Source organism: Vibrio sp. SCSIO 43133 (assembly GCF_023716845.1).
GTDB lineage: Bacteria > Pseudomonadota > Gammaproteobacteria > Enterobacterales > Vibrionaceae > Vibrio > Vibrio mediterranei.
Genome location: NZ_CP068024.1, coordinates 2,503,692 through 2,519,912 on the forward strand (window position 1 = coordinate 2,503,692; position 16,221 = coordinate 2,519,912).

Sequence of the window (16,221 nt, forward strand, 5' to 3'; positions counted from 1 at the left end):
GTATATATGCAAATTCATAGCTTAGACAAAGCGAATTTAATCAACGAACTACAATGTGGTACGTCGCTTTGCCGTGCCGTAGAACAAGGTAGACGCGCTGATTTCGCATTAATGCTATCTATGTTCAGTCATGACTGCCGTGAAACCAGCGTCATTGAGGATATCGATACTGCTATAGCGGACGAAACAGTATTGCGCCAACGCTTCAATGTCCCTACTGCTCAGAAACTTCAGGGGGAGTTGGATGATTATCAAACCTCAGCGGCAATTGCTAATCAATTCCACCAAGGTGGCCTGGCAAGCGCAAAACTTCAGCATTACAGCACACCTGAACCTCTAAACTACCAGCCAACAGATACCATAGGTCTCAGTGAAGAAGTCTATCAAAATCTGTCAGGACATACGCGCCGACGGTTGGCTCAAGGGTCTGTTAATACCCCAAATAATATAGATTACTTATATAACCACCTTTCCACCGCCTACCGTAAAGATACGTTAGCTATCCAAGCTTAACCACACTTTATAAGTGGTTACTAATGTAATCTTGTCCACTTTTTCCGTACACAATGTGATATGTGGCAGAAATAACCCTTTCGTTTAGCACTTTTCTAGAAAAGTTTGAAGTTATTCACATTTGATTCACAGTTTTTCTACCAAGTTATTAATTCAGGGGAATGCCTTTTTGGCTAAATCTATCCGAAACCGACACTTTCGGGGTAACTATGATCATTAAAAATTCAGTTGTACTTATCACATCCGCAGGGACTAGCTTGGGTGCAATGATTGCGTTGCACTTTGCTAAACTTGGTGCCCGTATTGTTCTGTGCGATGTGAATCCATCTTCATTACTCGCTACTTACCGGCGTTGCCTCGAACTTACCGAGCTTGTCGACATGGTTGAGATTGAGGATATATCGTTAGATTCGGTAGAATCTCTGTTCAATGTGATTGAGTCAAAAACTGGTCGATCTCCTGATGTTCTGGTTAATCATTGGACATCACTCCCACAACAATCCTTAACAGGAAGTTCATCAAACTCGAGCTTTATTCAAAAATTCTCTATGCTCGCCTCCAGTCTATTTATGTTTGGACAAGTGGCAGCGGAGCGCATGGCTATTCACCAATCTGGTGTGATAGTCAATGTGGTCGCGCAAGAGCCAGATCAGCATCATAGTGATTTGGATAACACGACGTCGATGGTGACCGGGTTTACCAAAAGTTGGGCGAAAGAACTAAAAGCACACAATGTACGTGTTGGAGGTGTCATTCCGGTCACAACGCATAACTATCACATTGCCACAAATTGGTCAGAAGTGCAGGACGAGCTAACGAGAACAACGGAATACATAGTGAGTAATGATTATTTCAGTGGTCGAGTTGTAAGCACTGAAGCATAGCCGTGCACAGGTTCGAGTAACGCCATAAGTAGGGACTCTTTGAAAACCGGACAAAAAAAGCCCCTTCATTTCTGAAGGGGCTTTATCATTTTTCCCGATTTAGTTTTCGTGCTAGCGAAAATCTACAACTGAATTAAGCTTCAGCTTTCTCTTTTTTAGCTTTAGCTGCTGGCTTAGCTTCTTGGTCTGCTTTCTTCTTGATAACAGTCGTACCTTCGAAAGTTTCACCTTCAACGAATGCTTTACCGTAGTAAGCCGCTTTCAGAACTTCTTTAAGCTCAGAGATTAGAGGGTAGCGTGGGTTCGCACCAGTACATTGGTCATCGAACGCTTCAACCGCTAGCTCGTCAAGCTTCGCTAGGAAGTCAGACTCAGCTACACCTGCAGCTTGGATAGAAGCTGGGATGTCTAGGTCTTGCTTAAGCTCTTCCATCCATGCTAGCAGACGTTCAATCTTCTGAGCAGTACGGTCACCAGCTTGGCTTAGGCCTAGGTGGTCAGCTACTTCAGCGTAACGACGACGTGCTTGTGGACGGTCGTACTGAGAGAACGCAGTTTGCTTAGTTGGGTTGTCGTTAGCGTTGTAACGAACAACGTTAGAGATTAGTAGTGCGTTCGCCAGACCGTGTGGTAGGTGGAACTCAGCACCAATCTTGTGAGCCATTGAGTGACAAACACCTAGGAAAGCGTTCGCAAATGCTACACCAGCGATAGTTGCCGCGTTGTGTACTTTTTCACGAGCGATTGGGTCATTTGCACCGTTCGCATAGCTTGAAGGTAGGTACTCTTTAAGCATCTTAAGTGCTTGTAGAGCCTGACCATCAGAGTATTCGTTCGCTAGAACTGATACGTAAGCTTCTAGAGCGTGAGTTACTGCATCGTAACCACCGAATGCTGTTAGAGACTTAGGCATGTTCATAACAAGGTTCGCATCAACGATAGCCATGTTAGGAGTTAGTTCGTAGTCAGCTAGTGGGTACTTAGCACCAGTCTCGTCGTCTGTAACAACTGCGAATGGAGTAACTTCAGAACCAGTACCAGATGTTGTAGTGATACATACAAGCTCAGCTTTTTGACCCATTTTAGGGAACTTGTAGATACGTTTACGGATGTCCATAAAGCGCATTGCAAGCTCTTCGAAGTGAGTTTCTGGGTGCTCGTACATTACCCACATGATCTTAGCAGCATCCATCGGAGAACCACCACCTAGAGCGATGATTACGTCTGGTTGGAAGCTTTGCATTGCTTCAGCACCTTTCTTAACAACAGATAGCGTTGGATCCGCTTCTACGTCGAAGAAAGTTTGAACTTCCATGCCTTGAGCTTTAAGAAGCTTCACTACTTCATCACTGTAACCGTTGTTGAATAGGAAACGGTCAGTTACTAGGAATACGCGCTTCTTACCTTCTAGGTCGCTAAGAGCGATTGGAAGGCTACCACGACGGAAGTAGATAGACTTAGGTAGTTTGTGCCACAACATGTTTTCAGCTCGCTTCGCTACAGTTTTCTTGTTGATTAGGTGTTTAGGACCTACGTTCTCAGAGATAGAGTTACCACCCCAAGAACCACAACCTAGAGTTAGAGAAGGTGCAACGTTGAAGTTGTAAAGGTCACCGATACCACCGTGAGTAGTTGGGATGTTTACAAGGATACGTGCAGTCTTCATCTTGTCACCGAAGTAACGGATGCGGTCAGCGTTAACGTCTTGGTTTGTGTATAGACCAGATGTGTGACCGATACCACCGATTTCAACCATAGTTACTGCTTGAGCAACTGCATCTTCGAAATCGTCAGCGCGGAATAGACCTAGAGTTGGAGATAGTTTCTCGTGAGCAAATGCGTCGTCGTAAGAAACTTTACCTAGACCTTCACCAACTAGAACTTTAGTGTCAGCTGGAACTTTAACGCCTGCCATTTCAGCGATTGCTGGAGCTGGTTGACCTACGATCTTAGCATTAAGGTTGCCGTCGATTAGAAGTACTTTACGTACTTTCTCAGCTTCAGCTTTGCTTAGAACGTATGCTTTGTGAGAAGCGAAACGCTCTTTAACTTCGTCGTATACAGAGTCAACAACGATTGCAGCCTGCTCAGAAGCACAAACTACGCCGTTATCGAACGTTTTAGACATAAGGATAGAGGCAACTGCACGTTTAACGTCAGCAGTTTCGTCGATGACTACAGGAACGTTACCTGCACCTACACCGATTGCTGGCTTACCAGAAGAGTAAGCTGCTTTAACCATGCCTGGACCACCAGTTGCAAGGATAAGAGCGATGTCGTCGTGCTTCATAAGAGCGTTAGAAAGCTCTACAGATGGTTGGTCGATCCAACCGATGATGTCTTTTGGAGCACCTGCTGCTACTGCTGCATCTAGAACTAGTTTAGCTGCATCGTTAGTAGAGTTCTTCGCACGTGGGTGTGGCGAGAAGATGATACCGTTACGAGTCTTCAAAGAGATTAGAGATTTGAAGATTGCAGTAGAAGTTGGGTTAGTTGTTGGTACGATACCGCAGATGATGCCTACAGGCTCAGCGATAGTCATAGTGCCTAGGTTGTCGTCTTCTTCAAGAATGCCACAAGTTTTCTCGTCTTTGTATTTGTTGTAGATGAACTCAGACGCAAAGTGGTTCTTGATAACTTTATCTTCAACGATACCCATACCAGACTCTTCTACCGCTTGTTGTGCAAGAGGGATACGAGCTTGGTTAGCTGCTAAAGATGCTGCGCGGAAAATCTTGTCAACTTGCTCTTGAGAGTAAGTTGCAAATTCTGCTTGTGCCGCTTTAACACGTGCAACCATTGCATCTAGTTCAGCCATATTTGTTACAGGCATAATGAATCTCCTAAAATAAAAAAACTAAAAACTTTTTAGTAAGTTAGCTGTTTGCCATCAATAGTTACTCTTAGGTAACTCAACTCTACTTAGTAAATTGCTTTCATGGCTGAGTATAATATTTCAGGACGTGAAAAAAATTGACTCAGATCAGTTCTGAAAAGTAATTTACCTACTTAGTAGTAACCATTAAGGGTAATGCAAGGTAAGTAATTGTTTTATAATAATTATATTGAGTAAAATACTTAGCTCAAAATTACAGCAATCGAATGATTTTTTTAAATAAACTACAAATTTCTGTAAAAAAGTTTCATTTTTGTACAGATAAATCAAGTAAACCACCCTGCACGTGCTACAGCAAGTATATCCGCAGCCACCTCTAAAACCACCGACATCACATTTTTTTATCAAAAACGTGCTCGCGATAACAAATACGAAACAAGCTTCAATTCAGTTTGCTACTGGTATTGAAATTTATTTTCACATTCTATTCATAAATGCGACCAGCATCATTTGCCATTAGATTTTTTGTGGTTATTGAGTGACATATCGTTAGATTTTTTCATTCGCTTATCGACAAATGTTAGCGTACATTAGCGTCCTAAAATTGGGGACTCCACGCCCATGTTATCCACCTCTTTCACATAGAGTATCGAGAAATGAGTAGTATCGAATTCGCTATTTATTTGCAGTTCTTCTTAGGTCTAGTTGCCGCAGTGAACCCTGTAGGAATCATGCCGGTTTTTGTGTCGCTAACTGGACATATGTCGCTCGAAGATAAAAACAAAACCGCAGCGACAGCCAATATTGCTGTCGCTATCATCTTGATCACCTCGTTGTTAGCAGGCCAAGTACTTCTTGATATGTTTAGTATCTCGCTAGACTCATTCCGCGTTGCCGGTGGTTTGCTGCTACTGAGCATCGCGTTTTCAATGATGTCGGGTAAGCTCGGTGAAGATAAGCAGAATAAACAAGAAAAATCGGAGTATGTCAGCAAAGAGCAAATCGGCGTCGTTCCACTGGCAATGCCATTAATGGCGGGGCCTGGTGCGATAAGCTCTACTATTGTCTATGGCGCTCGCTACCCAGGAATGCTGGAAACAACGGGTATCATCATTACCATTATCGCTTTTGCTCTGTGTTCGTGGCTACTTTATCGCTCAGCGCCTTTAATCGTGCGTTTCTTAGGGCAGACAGGAATTAACGTAATCACCCGTATCATGGGTTTGATTCTCGGTGCATTGGGTATTGAGTTTATGGCAAATGGCCTTAAAGCTTTGTTCCCTGGTTTGGCTTAAATAATCTTTCAAACCCCACTTTAATAAAGGTGGGGCTACCTTGCGTCTGCCCTTAATTTCCGCTCTCCGAAACTAAGCCCCCTGCCCCTACACCTCACTTAGGTATATACTAGTTTTTAGTCGTTAACGAAATGTACTTGCTATGGAAAACAATCGGTTAAAGCATCAGCTTTACGTCATCATATTTGGCCATAATACCCGAGCGGGACGAGCGTTTGATATTGCGCTCATTATTGCCATTCTTCTTTCGCTCACAGTGTTAATCCTTCACTCAATCGAAGGGCTTGCGACAGAATGGGATCAAGAATTTCAACTACTCGAGTACTTCTTTACTGCATTATTTACAGTGGAATATATACTCCGGCTGTATTGTTCTCCAAAACCCAAAGCGTACGCCACAAGTTTTTACGGTGTGGTTGACCTCCTTGCCATTTTACCGACCTACCTAGCCCTTCTTTTCCCATCGGCTTCGTTTATGGGGGTAATCAGGCTGCTTCGAGTCATGAGAATATTCCGAATCTTAAAGCTCGTGCGCTATCTTCAAGATTCAAATATTTTGTTGCGTTCTCTACTCATGTCGAGACGTAAGATCTTTGTATTCTTCAGCACAGTAGCAATTCTAGTCACCATATTTGGTGCTTTGATCTTCGTTATAGAAGGCCCCGAGAATGGTTTTACTAGCATCCCACAAAGTATTTACTGGGCGATCGTCACTATAACGACGGTTGGCTACGGCGATTTGGTGCCAAGTACACCTCTTGGCAAAGCGCTGGCATCATTAACCATGCTACTCGGTTACTCTATTCTTGCAGTGCCTACTGGTATTATTACGGCGGAGCTAAATCAAGAAATGAAGACACATAGGAACCTGGTAAAGTGTCCAAACTGCTCAAAGGCGGGACACGAAAGTGATGCTTTGCACTGCAAGCACTGTGGCAGTGAACTTGCTCCACCAGACGAGCGTGTGACAGCCAGTTCAGAAGAATAATTTCCGCCCCCCAATACCAAAAAAAGCCCTCATCTTGAGGGCTTTTTTATTGTTCAATGCATTGATTACGATGCTTTTTCTGCAAGAATAATGCGCAGTGTACGGCGTAGCGGTTCCGCAGCCCCCCAAAGTAACTGGTCACCTACAGTGAACGCATTCAAGAAGTCATTACCCATCGCCATCTTTCTTAGACGACCAACAGGGATAGACATCGTGCCGGTAACTTTCGCCGGAGTCAGTTCTTGAGCGGTAATGTCACGCTCATTCGGGATAACTTTAACCCAGTCATTATGAGTGGCGATGATCTCTTCGATTTCATCCATTGGTACATCTTGCTTAAGCTTGATTGTGAGTGCTTGAGCATGACAACGCATCGCGCCGATACGAACACAAGTACCATCGATAGCAATTGGGTTGCCATCCGTACCAAGGATCTTGTTGGCTTCAACGCCAGCTTTCCATTCTTCTTTACTTTGACCGTTATCGCGTTTTACGTCGATCCATGGAATGAGAGAGCCAGCCAAAGGCACACCAAATTGATCCGTTGGGAAAGAAGACGAACGAATAGTCTCAGCCACTTTACGGTCGATGTCTAGAATCGAACTAGCTGGGTTTGCAAGCTCTGAAGAGACAGCATCATTAACTACACCCATTTGTGAAATAAGCTCACGCATGTTTTTGGCACCGGCACCAGAAGCCGCTTGGTACGTCATGGCACTCATCCATTCGACCATGCCTTTTTCATACAGGCCACCTAAACCAAGCAACATCAAGCTCACGGTACAGTTACCGCCAACAAAAGTGTTTGTGCCTTTAATTAGACCATCTTGAATCTGACCTAAGTTCACTGGGTCTAAAGTAATGATAGAGTCTTTGTCCATACGGAGAGTAGAAGCTGCATCAATCCAATAGCCTTTCCAACCAGCTTGACGTAATGCAGGATAGACTTTTTCTGTGTAGCTACCACCTTGACAGGTAATGACTGCATCAAGTTGTTTCAAGCTTTCGATATCAAAAGCATCTTGAAGCATACCGGCATCTTTGCCGAAGTTAGGGGCAGGGATACCTACTTGAGAGGTACTGTAGAATACTGGTTCGATAACGTCGAAGTCTTTTTCTTCGACCATACGCTGCATCAATACCGAACCAACCATGCCGCGCCAACCAACTAAACCTACTCTCATTGAATTACTCTCCGTGTGAATTTAAAAAAGGCTACTCCATCTATAAAATTTTCCGAGCCATAACACAAGAGCAAAGTAACAATAAGTGTGTCTTTTTTTAACTAACCCTACCAGTTTTGCTAATTTGAAAAGATTAAGTTGTAAAAAAGCCCCAATACGGGGCTTCTATAAATTTACGCGCTTGTTTTACTTTCTTTTCTTGCTTGAACCTTCTTACCAAGGATGTAACCAAGCCCGAGAGGCGCAAAAAAGATCACCAAAATAAACAAGATAAAGTAAACAATAGTGCTCTTAATCAGTTGGATAAGTTTTTCTACAGCTAACGTTACGACATCTTGAGAAATCTTGTCGAGGTCTTGAGCAAACAGTTCTCTCTCTTGATTAACGATAAGCGCAATTTCCTTCCGTTCACGTTCAACCATTTTAATTAACTCTTCACGCTCTCTCGCCACCATATCATCAAGGGCTTGTCTTTCCGCGCTTAACTGCGTCAACTTATCTTGAGTCTTAGCATCCAGATCATTGAGTAGTGGCTGCAATTCAATCGCCATCTTCTGCGCTAGATCTCTCATGTACTCGGGATTATTGTTAACAAAGTCCTGAAACGCGTCTGCACTTAATTGGAAGCTCTGGATAGCTCCTCGAATGTCATCACCATTTACGTTGCTATTTAATGCAATCAGCTGCGCTTTCCACGTCATTAGCTTTGGTGTTTGTTCCGACATAAGAGATAAACGGTCCGAGACATCCGATAGTGCTTCTGGCATGGTTCCAAGCGTTGTTGTAACTTCACTTTCGTCAATCCCCTGCGCTTTTAACCACTCACGATAAGCCGGTGTTCTAGAAAAAGTTAGATTTTCAAAAGGGTGTAACGCGGCAAATTTCTCGACAAACTCTTTGCTAGTTGCGTAGCTATCACCTTTGAATAACGATTTTGCTAACTGATCAATTTCGCTGCTAAGTTGCTGAGACACTTGTTTAGCATCATCACTTGTAAACAGAGCTTGACCATTACCTTGGTTGAAAAAGTTATTCATCTGGATCGTAAACACCCACGAATCGATCAACCCTGCAGTCGGCGAAACTTGATAAGCAGCTTGTTGTAGGCCCTCTTCTGCATGGATTTTCCAAAGTAACACGTACGATTGGTTCATCACGTCATTTTCAGGATACTGAGCCGCAAGTGAGTCCGCTGTTAATTCAACTTGGCTAAAAAACTCACGACTGTATTCTCGCGTCATCAAGCGCATATTCAATTCTTGCTTCGTCAGCGGGGTCGTTTGGCTATCGAGTTGAACCTCGAGAAGTGAGCAGCCTGAGAGAGCTACCATGAGCAGTAGTAAAAGAAAATTGCGAGTGGCGCGCAATGCGTTCATCAAAAAAGCCTCTGATCGTGAATAAATGTACAACACATTCATTATACTTCTAAAACACAAAGTTCTCGCTAAGTGTCAGTATTTTTGAGTGATTTTGACAAACTCTTTTCAAGGTGCATCTTCAACCTTTAACCTAAATGCGTGAAAACCTTAGGCTGTTTTCGCTAATTCAAAGTACTAGGTCGTCGATTGCGCAATGTAGGCCTGCGCTGACACTATCGCTTGCTGTAAATTATTGTCCAGCTCAGAGAGCACTGTTTCAGATAACGTTTGACTCTCTTTCAAGCTTTTTTCCGCTACTGTCGCAACATTACGAAGTTCATCAGCAAAAATACTTCCAGACACGCCTTTCAACGTATGAGCAATACGCGTGGCTTGTTCAATGTCGTCGGTTAAATGTTGTTGTAATCTTTCTGCATCTTGCGCGTGCTCTGAAACAAATACCCCCAATAGCAACAACATAGACTCTCGGTCACCGTCAAGAGTGTTCAACATCTTTGAGAAATCTATCGCCTCAAAACTCTTCTTCCTTTGAGCTGGAGCTTGCTGCTCAGTTTCTACCTCAGTCTCCTCATTCAGTGCGTTTTTGGGTTGATTAGGCACGGCTTGTGATTCAATTTCCACAGCGAGTGCTAATTCATGCTCTGAGATATGCTGCTCCTGCTCAACCGAGCTTTCCGTCGCCAATGACTGGGTAGTAGGCTGCAATTGACTATCCTGAGCGACACGCATTGTCCGGATCGCAATTAGGATGATTAGAGCCATCGCGACAATACTTAGCATTACTATAATTAATATTTGATGATTAACGATAAGCTTAGATTGATCCGTTCTTTGAGAAAGCTCACGCATCACCGGGTGATTTACAACTCGTTCGATTAGGAACTCAGTATTCGCAGATTGTGAGAGTAGTACCGATGCTTGAGAGTTCAGAGCTAATAGCTCCAACCTATCCTCTTCTGGTAGTTGATACGCCGCACGCTGAATTTCTTCTAGACGCAGATAGACTTGTCTTGGCTCGATAGATTCATTAAACAATGTGTCCAATACTACATAAGACAATTGATTACTTAGCGCTTTTGCACTTGCACTAAATGTTGGCGTTTGCTCGCTAACTCGCGCGATAAACTCATCAAGACGAGTTTCATCACTTGCAAGCAATTCTGCCTGCTCAACAAACCGTTCTAGCAAATATACAGTGTGTGATACGTCGGAAAGTAGATCTGAGCTGGTTAGAGATTTAAGTTGAATCGCTTGCGCATGTATTAACTGAATATCAAGCTCTATCTGTTCCGAAAACTTAGAGCGATAAGGTTGAGGGAGAAAGAGAGTCTGCTGCAGCTTATTGATACTAATGGATATCTCATCCATTAAATGGTTAATTTGATCTTCTTTAGAAGTCAGGTAAACGACAACCGAAATGGCCAGCGCCCACATCATGCCAATAATGGCAACGACAGTAAAAAGACGTTTATAAGAATTCAACAACCGTTCCCCTTCCTTGGTTCTTGCGATCTAAAAAGCGCTACACAAGGCAGCGCTTTCGTTATTTTATCGGTTCCGAGTCAACTGATCTCTGAGATTAGGAGGTGTCCCCTTGATCGTCAATGTATCAGTTTCTGGATCGTAAAATACGCGCTCACCCAGTAATAGACTATCAAAGCTTAAGTTCAGTCCACCACCTGCACCAACAAATTTTGTTAGCTTGCGAACTGTGGAGCGATCTGCTGGAAAACTGTCTTCAAGATCATAGCCTTGTTCTTGAGTGTAATCTAAAAAGCTCGCGCCTTCATTACTAGGTAACTCTCCGGACAGTTCTTTTATTTGAACTTCATCACCAGTCTTCAACTGATCACTGCAGTAATCAAAGACCTGCTTCTTGTAACTAACGGTTTCATCTTTATCAAGCTGAGCATCCGCACAATAATCCTCTACCGCTTGCATCAAAATGGTATTTTGCTGTTTAGTATCCAGCCCCACCTGTGCCTGCAAAAAGTCGAGGAAGAAGTCTGCTACTTTACGACCTACCCTACCTTTGATGTAGGTAAGATAACGGTTAGAGCTTTTATCTAGGTCATAACTGGTTAGGTCAATGCGTGCGGCAATGTCCATCTTGGCGATATCGAGATAATCAATTGAACCGATGTTCAACCCTTCGGTTATTTGCAAGCTGTTGTATGAAGGCAGCAAACCAATGAACAGATAGTCGGTTGCTAAAGACTGATACTGTGCCATTACCAAGGTACCCGCTTCTGCAAATGGGTATTTAGCTAACTCAGTTTTTAGTCGCTCGGCGCTGTCTTGCGAGAATGCGTAAAAGTCTTTATCACCTTTTAGCAGCTCACCCAACCAAACTTGGAAGTCACTTTCTTGAGTGAAGGAACCAAATCCTTTTCCTGCTTTCGAATTAAATACGCGATGAAGCTCAGCAACAAGGCTTTCGGTTGAATTATCGTTTGGTAAAAGGGCCTCACGGTAATGAACAACCAGTTCTTCCTGCTCATTTATCGCCAACTGGTGTAAAATAACGTTAGATAGGTTCAAACTCATAGTGAAATTATTATCGTTGCTGTTTCGTTTGTGATGCAGAGTAGGGTATCATAAGCCGCTTTCATTATCATTAGCAGAGTCTTTATGCCAATTACATCTAAATATACCGATCAACAAGTTGAAGATATCCTTTCTGAAGTTGCAGCAGTGCTTGATAAGCATGGCGCAAGTGCAGAACTTTCACTTATGATTGCAGGCAATATCGCAACCAATGTCTTAAATCAGAACGTTGCTCCTTCACAACGCCAAGCAATTGCGGAAAAATTCTCTAAGGCTCTGATTTCTTCTCTAGAAACTAAAGACCAACACTAATCAACTACGGACAGAAAAAACGGCAGATGGTAGATAGCGAAAATTCATATGGTGAACGAGTCTCACGACTAGTCGGTTGGGGACACTGGTTTGCGTTCTTCAATATTATCGCAGCTATGTTGGTTGGCACGCGTTATATCGCCGCGTCGCCATGGCCAGATACACTGTTGGGGCAGATCTATCTGCTGACCTCGTGGATTGGGCATTTTGGCTTTTTAGTATTTGCCTTGTATCTTTTAGTGTTATTTCCGCTAACGTTTATTGTTCCTTCGCGCAAGCTCTTTAGGCTGCTTGCCGTTTGTTTCGCAACGTTTGGACTCACAGTCCTACTCATTGATACTCAAGCATACCAGTCAATCAACTTACACCTTTCTCCGGTAGTATGGGAGCTACTGTTCAATGACGAAAGTAGCCCGATAAGTTCGGACCTACAACATCTATTTATTGTGTTACCGCCAATATTCTTAGCGCAGTTGGCACTTTCAGAGTGGGTTTGGAAGAAACAACGTAAACTCTCCCACAAGCATGTCGGACGCCCACTCACGGCAGTGTTCTTCTTGTGCTTTATTTCTAGCCACCTGATTTTTATCTGGGCAGATGCTTATTTCTATAATCCAATTACCATTCAAAAAGCGAACTTCCCGCTTTCTTACCCAATGACAGCTAAGTCATTCATGGAAAAGCATGGTCTATTGGATAGAGAAGAATACCTTCAAAAATTAAAAGAGAATGAAGGTGCGGTAGACCTTGTTAGCTATCCATTAACAGAGATAGAGTTCAATCGTCGCTCAGAAAATTTAAACGTACTTGTCGTTAGCATTAATAACTTACGCAGCGATATGTTAACTGCGGAGACCATGCCTGTTAGTTATGGCTTTGCTCTAAACAACCAGAATTTCACTAATCACTATAGCTCCAGCAATGATGATCTTGGTGTATTCGGGTTGATGTATGGTCTGCCAAGTAGCTACGCAAGTAGCATCAAAGCTCAAGGGACTGCGCCTCTGTTTATGTCAATTCTTCGCGACCAAGGCTATAGTTTCAAACTCTATAGCGGTGATAATTTTGAAGATGATATTTATAGAGACACCATGTTCCGCAAATTCCCTATGGTAGACCTAACCGTTCAGCAAGAAGGTGAAACGAACCCACCTGTCGTCTCTGACCTCACTGCCATCAAACGTTGGCAAGCTGATATTGAATCAGGGACCGGAAAACCTTGGTTCAGCTACATAGAACTTACGACCGTTGATAACTTCGACGCCTATCAACCACAAGGCACTGACTTATCACCGGAACAGCAGTTTATTGCTGCTTATTCTGCTGCAGCGACAGCAGCGGATGGTGAGTTTGCTAAAATATTGCAAACAATCGCTGACCAAGGGTTGATGAACAACACCGTGATTATTCTTACGTCTAATCATGGCACTGAATTCAACGAAACGAAGACGCGCAGTTGGGGCTCTAATACCAACTACAGTCAATATCAACTTCACGTTCCGATGGTGGTCCATTGGCCTGGAAAACTAGCTGCAGACTATACCCATATGACCAGTCACCTTGATCTCTCAGCAACCATCATGCAAGACTTAAGTGGCGTGTCCACGAATGTGAAAAACTACAGCAGTGGTCGTAACTTGTTTGATGAACGTAAACGCAAATGGATTATCGCAGGGGACACTAGAGAGCTAGCATTAATTACGCCGACAGATACTACTGTTGTCGATAAATTTGGTAACTACAGCTTATACGATCACAACTATCGTAAACTAGACGATAAGAATCCGAAGCTGCCGATACTGATGCAAGGCTTCACAGAACTACAACGTTTCTACGCAAAAAGTCAGTAAATCAAGGATTTAATAACTCTGGACTCTTGACCTAGAAAATCCTCTGGTTTAGATTAATCCCATCGGACTGTAGCGCAGCTTGGTAGCGCACCGTCATGGGGTGTCGGGGGTCGCTGGTTCAAATCCAGTCAGTCCGACCATATTCAAGCCCCTAGTGAAAACTAGGGGCTTTTTACTAAAGAAATGTTTAGTTTATAGACACCCAAACCTATTTTTTAATTCAAGTGCTTATAATTGCAGCAAACAGTTAAAATAAGGGTTTACAAACAGTAAGATGCCTATTATTATGCGCATCAACAACGGAGAGATGGCTGAGTGGTTGAAAGCACCGGTCTTGAAAACCGGCATACGTTAATAGCGTATCTAGGGTTCAAATCCCTATCTCTCCGCCACATTCAGAAAAAGCCGCTACTAAGTAGCGGCTTTTTTGCATCTAGCGTTTCTATACACCTACTTAACAACACGTATCAAATATCCGCAGTGTGCTTACCTACAAACGTAAAGAAATGATGGTTTATACTGACTACACCGCCGAGTCATGGCGTAAAGCTGTATTAATAAAATAAGTATGTCGATTTAAGGTCATAGCGATTCCTTTCCCTGAAAACGCTCACATGAAATTGTGCGTCTTATTTAAGGAATCTTGGCTTAAGAGTTTCTGGTGATACTTTTTGCACTGCGCAGTGCTTGAGAAGAAGCTGAAGTTGAAGTAATTGATATGGTTGGGGTTGAGCGGTTTTAAACTGCTCAACCAGACTTGCTAAACATTATGATGTTGCCTGTTCAGGCGCATCTAACACTTCATTATTATTTTGTGCTTCTTGCTCCGCTTCCATCTTCGCACGTTCGGCTTTAGATATGTAACGCGGTTTATTCTTCCCTGCGCCATTCTTTTTAGCGTTCGCTTTTTTCATTCGCGCTTTATGAATCTGGTTGATTTTTTTCTTTCGGTTCATCGCAGGTACTCATTGGTTCTGTGTTGGTCGTGCATCATACAGAGGTTATTGCCGTTAATCTAGGTGGTTCACATCGTCATTCTCTCCTTGGACATAACTTCCTAAATGGGTCGCAAACTGCTTGGCTTGAATCAGTGGAAGTACCGTAGACACAATGTCAGCTGGAAAGACTTTGTATTGATTGAGATCTTCAACATCAACCCAAGCTACTTGTTGAATGTACTCAGAGTCATTAAGTCCCTCTAGGTTAACTAGAGAAAGCTCTCCTCTCCATGACTCAACTAAATAAAACAACTCAACGTGGTAGCGATCGGATGAGGTCTCATGAAACTCCCGTACACACAATAACGGCCCGACGGTCACATCAAGCCCAGTCTCTTCACGAAACTCTCGCACTAACGCTTGCTTGGAAGACACATCCGAATCCTCAAGGCCACCACCCGGTGGAATCCAGTATTCTCCCGAGTATTGGTCGCGCACACGAAGCATTAGTATCTTATTATTTTGTAACGCGATACCTGCCGCTCTTATTCTGTGCTTCATTTGCCGCTCCTTTGCTGGTATGCCGCATCGATAAGTGACATGTGAATAGGAATTAAATCGCTATGCTCTGTTCGATAACCACCACCAACGACACAAGCGACAGGGATACCTTTATTTCGACAGTAGTCCAGCATCCATAAATCACGCTGGCATACTCCGTCCAAGGTCACTTGTAGATAGCCTAGTTCATCGTCCTCGTGAATATCTACACCCGCGTCATAAATAATCAGATCGGGTTGATGCAGTCGTATTGCTAGTTCAACCACCTGCTTGAAGCTTGCCAAGAACTCTTTGTCACTCGCACCTCGACTTAAAGGCACATCCATATCAGATAACGGCTTTCTCGCGGGAAAGTTCTTTTCGCAATGAAGTGATAGAGTCACTATTTGATCAGTACCTGCGGCAAGGGTCGCACTTCCATCGCCATGATGTACATCACTATCAACAATCAGTACTTTCTCCATCCCATGCTCTATTGCATTTTGCGCGGCGATAATAAGGTCATTGAACAAGCAGAAACCACTACCAAAATCGTAATGGGCGTGATGATAACCGCCACTTAAGTGAATCGCTAAACCATACTCCATCGCTTGTTGTGCTGCTAAACACGTCCCACCAGCTGAGATCAGTGTTCGTTGAATAAGCTGCTCTGTCCAAGGAAAGCCTATTCTTCTTATCTTCGCTGCAGGTAAGCTTCCTGTGACCAAACCCTCAACATAGTCTCTACAGTGAACCTGTTGCACTTGCTCTACCGTCAACGGGCTAGGTGTTTTTATGACAAAAGGAGATTCAGCCAAGTGTAAATACTTTCGCTCAACCTCTTCATACAGCAAACGGTATTTGTTGATAGGATAACGATGTCCTTCTGGCAATGGTAAATCAGAATAGATAGGGTGATAAATCAAAGGAACAACGTTGTTGTGCATCAGACGCT

General features: G+C 43.3%; 14 protein-coding genes and 2 tRNA genes. 8 read left to right on the plus strand and 8 right to left on the minus strand.

Going from position 1 to position 16,221, the window contains the following annotated elements; translation table 11 throughout:
* Window positions 1–6: 6 nt before the first annotated feature.
* The gene (locus JKJ11_RS11770) at window positions 7–513 is read left to right on the plus strand and encodes a VC2046/SO_2500 family protein (RefSeq protein WP_252038232.1); all 507 of its coding nucleotides are present in this window, start codon (window positions 7–9) and stop codon (window positions 511–513) included.
* A gap of 209 nt (window positions 514–722) precedes the next feature.
* Complete coding sequence (locus JKJ11_RS11775; protein ID WP_038229491.1) at window positions 723–1,397, plus strand: SDR family oxidoreductase; 675 nt, start codon at window positions 723–725, stop codon at window positions 1,395–1,397.
* A gap of 133 nt (window positions 1,398–1,530) precedes the next feature.
* Here JKJ11_RS11775 and adhE read toward each other — a convergent pair whose 3' ends face one another.
* Entirely contained in the window at window positions 1,531–4,230 is a 2,700-nt protein-coding gene (adhE, locus tag JKJ11_RS11780) for a bifunctional acetaldehyde-CoA/alcohol dehydrogenase (protein WP_062457764.1), read from the minus strand.
* Window positions 4,231–4,889: 659 nt separating this feature from the next.
* Here adhE and JKJ11_RS11785 point away from each other — a divergent pair.
* On the plus strand, window positions 4,890–5,528 hold the full coding sequence (locus tag JKJ11_RS11785; protein WP_006070066.1) for a YchE family NAAT transporter: 639 nt from the start codon (window positions 4,890–4,892) through the stop codon (window positions 5,526–5,528).
* A gap of 142 nt (window positions 5,529–5,670) precedes the next feature.
* The gene (locus JKJ11_RS11790; RefSeq protein ID WP_006070065.1) at window positions 5,671–6,516 is read left to right on the plus strand and encodes an ion transporter; all 846 of its coding nucleotides are present in this window, start codon (window positions 5,671–5,673) and stop codon (window positions 6,514–6,516) included.
* Between the two features lie 65 nt (window positions 6,517–6,581).
* Here JKJ11_RS11790 and asd read toward each other — a convergent pair whose 3' ends face one another.
* The 4 genes from asd to yejK form a co-directional block, all read right to left on the minus strand.
* Complete coding sequence (gene asd / locus JKJ11_RS11795; protein WP_006070064.1) at window positions 6,582–7,700, minus strand: aspartate-semialdehyde dehydrogenase; 1,119 nt, start codon at window positions 7,698–7,700, stop codon at window positions 6,582–6,584.
* 173 nt (window positions 7,701–7,873) lie between these two features.
* Window positions 7,874–9,076 carry a chemotaxis protein gene (locus JKJ11_RS11800; RefSeq protein WP_252038233.1) on the minus strand — a complete coding sequence of 401 codons (1,203 nt, stop codon included), beginning with the start codon at window positions 9,074–9,076 and terminating at the stop codon, window positions 7,874–7,876.
* Between the two features lie 177 nt (window positions 9,077–9,253).
* Window positions 9,254–10,561 (minus strand): Hpt domain-containing protein, encoded by a 1,308-nt coding sequence (locus tag JKJ11_RS11805; protein ID WP_252038234.1) that lies wholly within the window; start codon window positions 10,559–10,561, stop codon window positions 9,254–9,256.
* A 66-nt stretch (window positions 10,562–10,627) separates the two neighbouring features.
* Window positions 10,628–11,626 (minus strand): nucleoid-associated protein YejK, encoded by a 999-nt coding sequence (yejK, locus tag JKJ11_RS11810; RefSeq protein WP_031494007.1) that lies wholly within the window; start codon window positions 11,624–11,626, stop codon window positions 10,628–10,630.
* 84 nt (window positions 11,627–11,710) lie between these two features.
* Between yejK and JKJ11_RS11815 the strand changes: the two genes are divergently transcribed.
* The 4 genes from JKJ11_RS11815 to JKJ11_RS11830 all read left to right on the plus strand — a co-directional run bounded on the left by JKJ11_RS11815 (window position 11,711) and on the right by JKJ11_RS11830 (window position 14,180).
* The gene (locus JKJ11_RS11815; RefSeq protein WP_006070060.1) at window positions 11,711–11,938 is read left to right on the plus strand and encodes a YejL family protein; all 228 of its coding nucleotides are present in this window, start codon (window positions 11,711–11,713) and stop codon (window positions 11,936–11,938) included.
* A 26-nt stretch (window positions 11,939–11,964) separates the two neighbouring features.
* A complete protein-coding gene (locus JKJ11_RS11820) occupies window positions 11,965–13,788 on the plus strand; it encodes a DUF3413 domain-containing protein (RefSeq protein ID WP_252038235.1) in 1,824 nt (607 codons plus the stop codon).
* 63 nt (window positions 13,789–13,851) lie between these two features.
* Window positions 13,852–13,928 (plus strand) — tRNA-Pro (locus JKJ11_RS11825).
* A gap of 161 nt (window positions 13,929–14,089) precedes the next feature.
* A tRNA-Ser gene (locus tag JKJ11_RS11830) sits at window positions 14,090–14,180 on the plus strand.
* Between the two features lie 375 nt (window positions 14,181–14,555).
* On the opposite strand, the gene JKJ11_RS11835 is transcribed toward JKJ11_RS11830, so the two are convergent.
* The 3 genes from JKJ11_RS11835 to JKJ11_RS11845 are packed head-to-tail and all read right to left on the minus strand — an operon-like array spanning window position 14,556 to window position 16,213.
* The gene (locus JKJ11_RS11835; protein ID WP_006070058.1) at window positions 14,556–14,744 is read right to left on the minus strand and encodes a DUF2986 domain-containing protein; all 189 of its coding nucleotides are present in this window, start codon (window positions 14,742–14,744) and stop codon (window positions 14,556–14,558) included.
* Window positions 14,745–14,798: 54 nt separating this feature from the next.
* Window positions 14,799–15,287, minus strand: a complete 489-nt coding sequence (locus JKJ11_RS11840; protein WP_006070057.1) for an NUDIX domain-containing protein — start codon at window positions 15,285–15,287, stop codon at window positions 14,799–14,801.
* Window positions 15,284–16,213: a histone deacetylase family protein gene (locus JKJ11_RS11845; RefSeq protein WP_198558093.1), complete on the minus strand. Its 930-nt coding sequence runs from the start codon at window positions 16,211–16,213 to the stop codon at window positions 15,284–15,286. The genes JKJ11_RS11840 and JKJ11_RS11845 overlap by 4 nt, the downstream gene beginning before the upstream one ends.
* Between the last annotated feature and the right edge of the window lie 8 nt (window positions 16,214–16,221).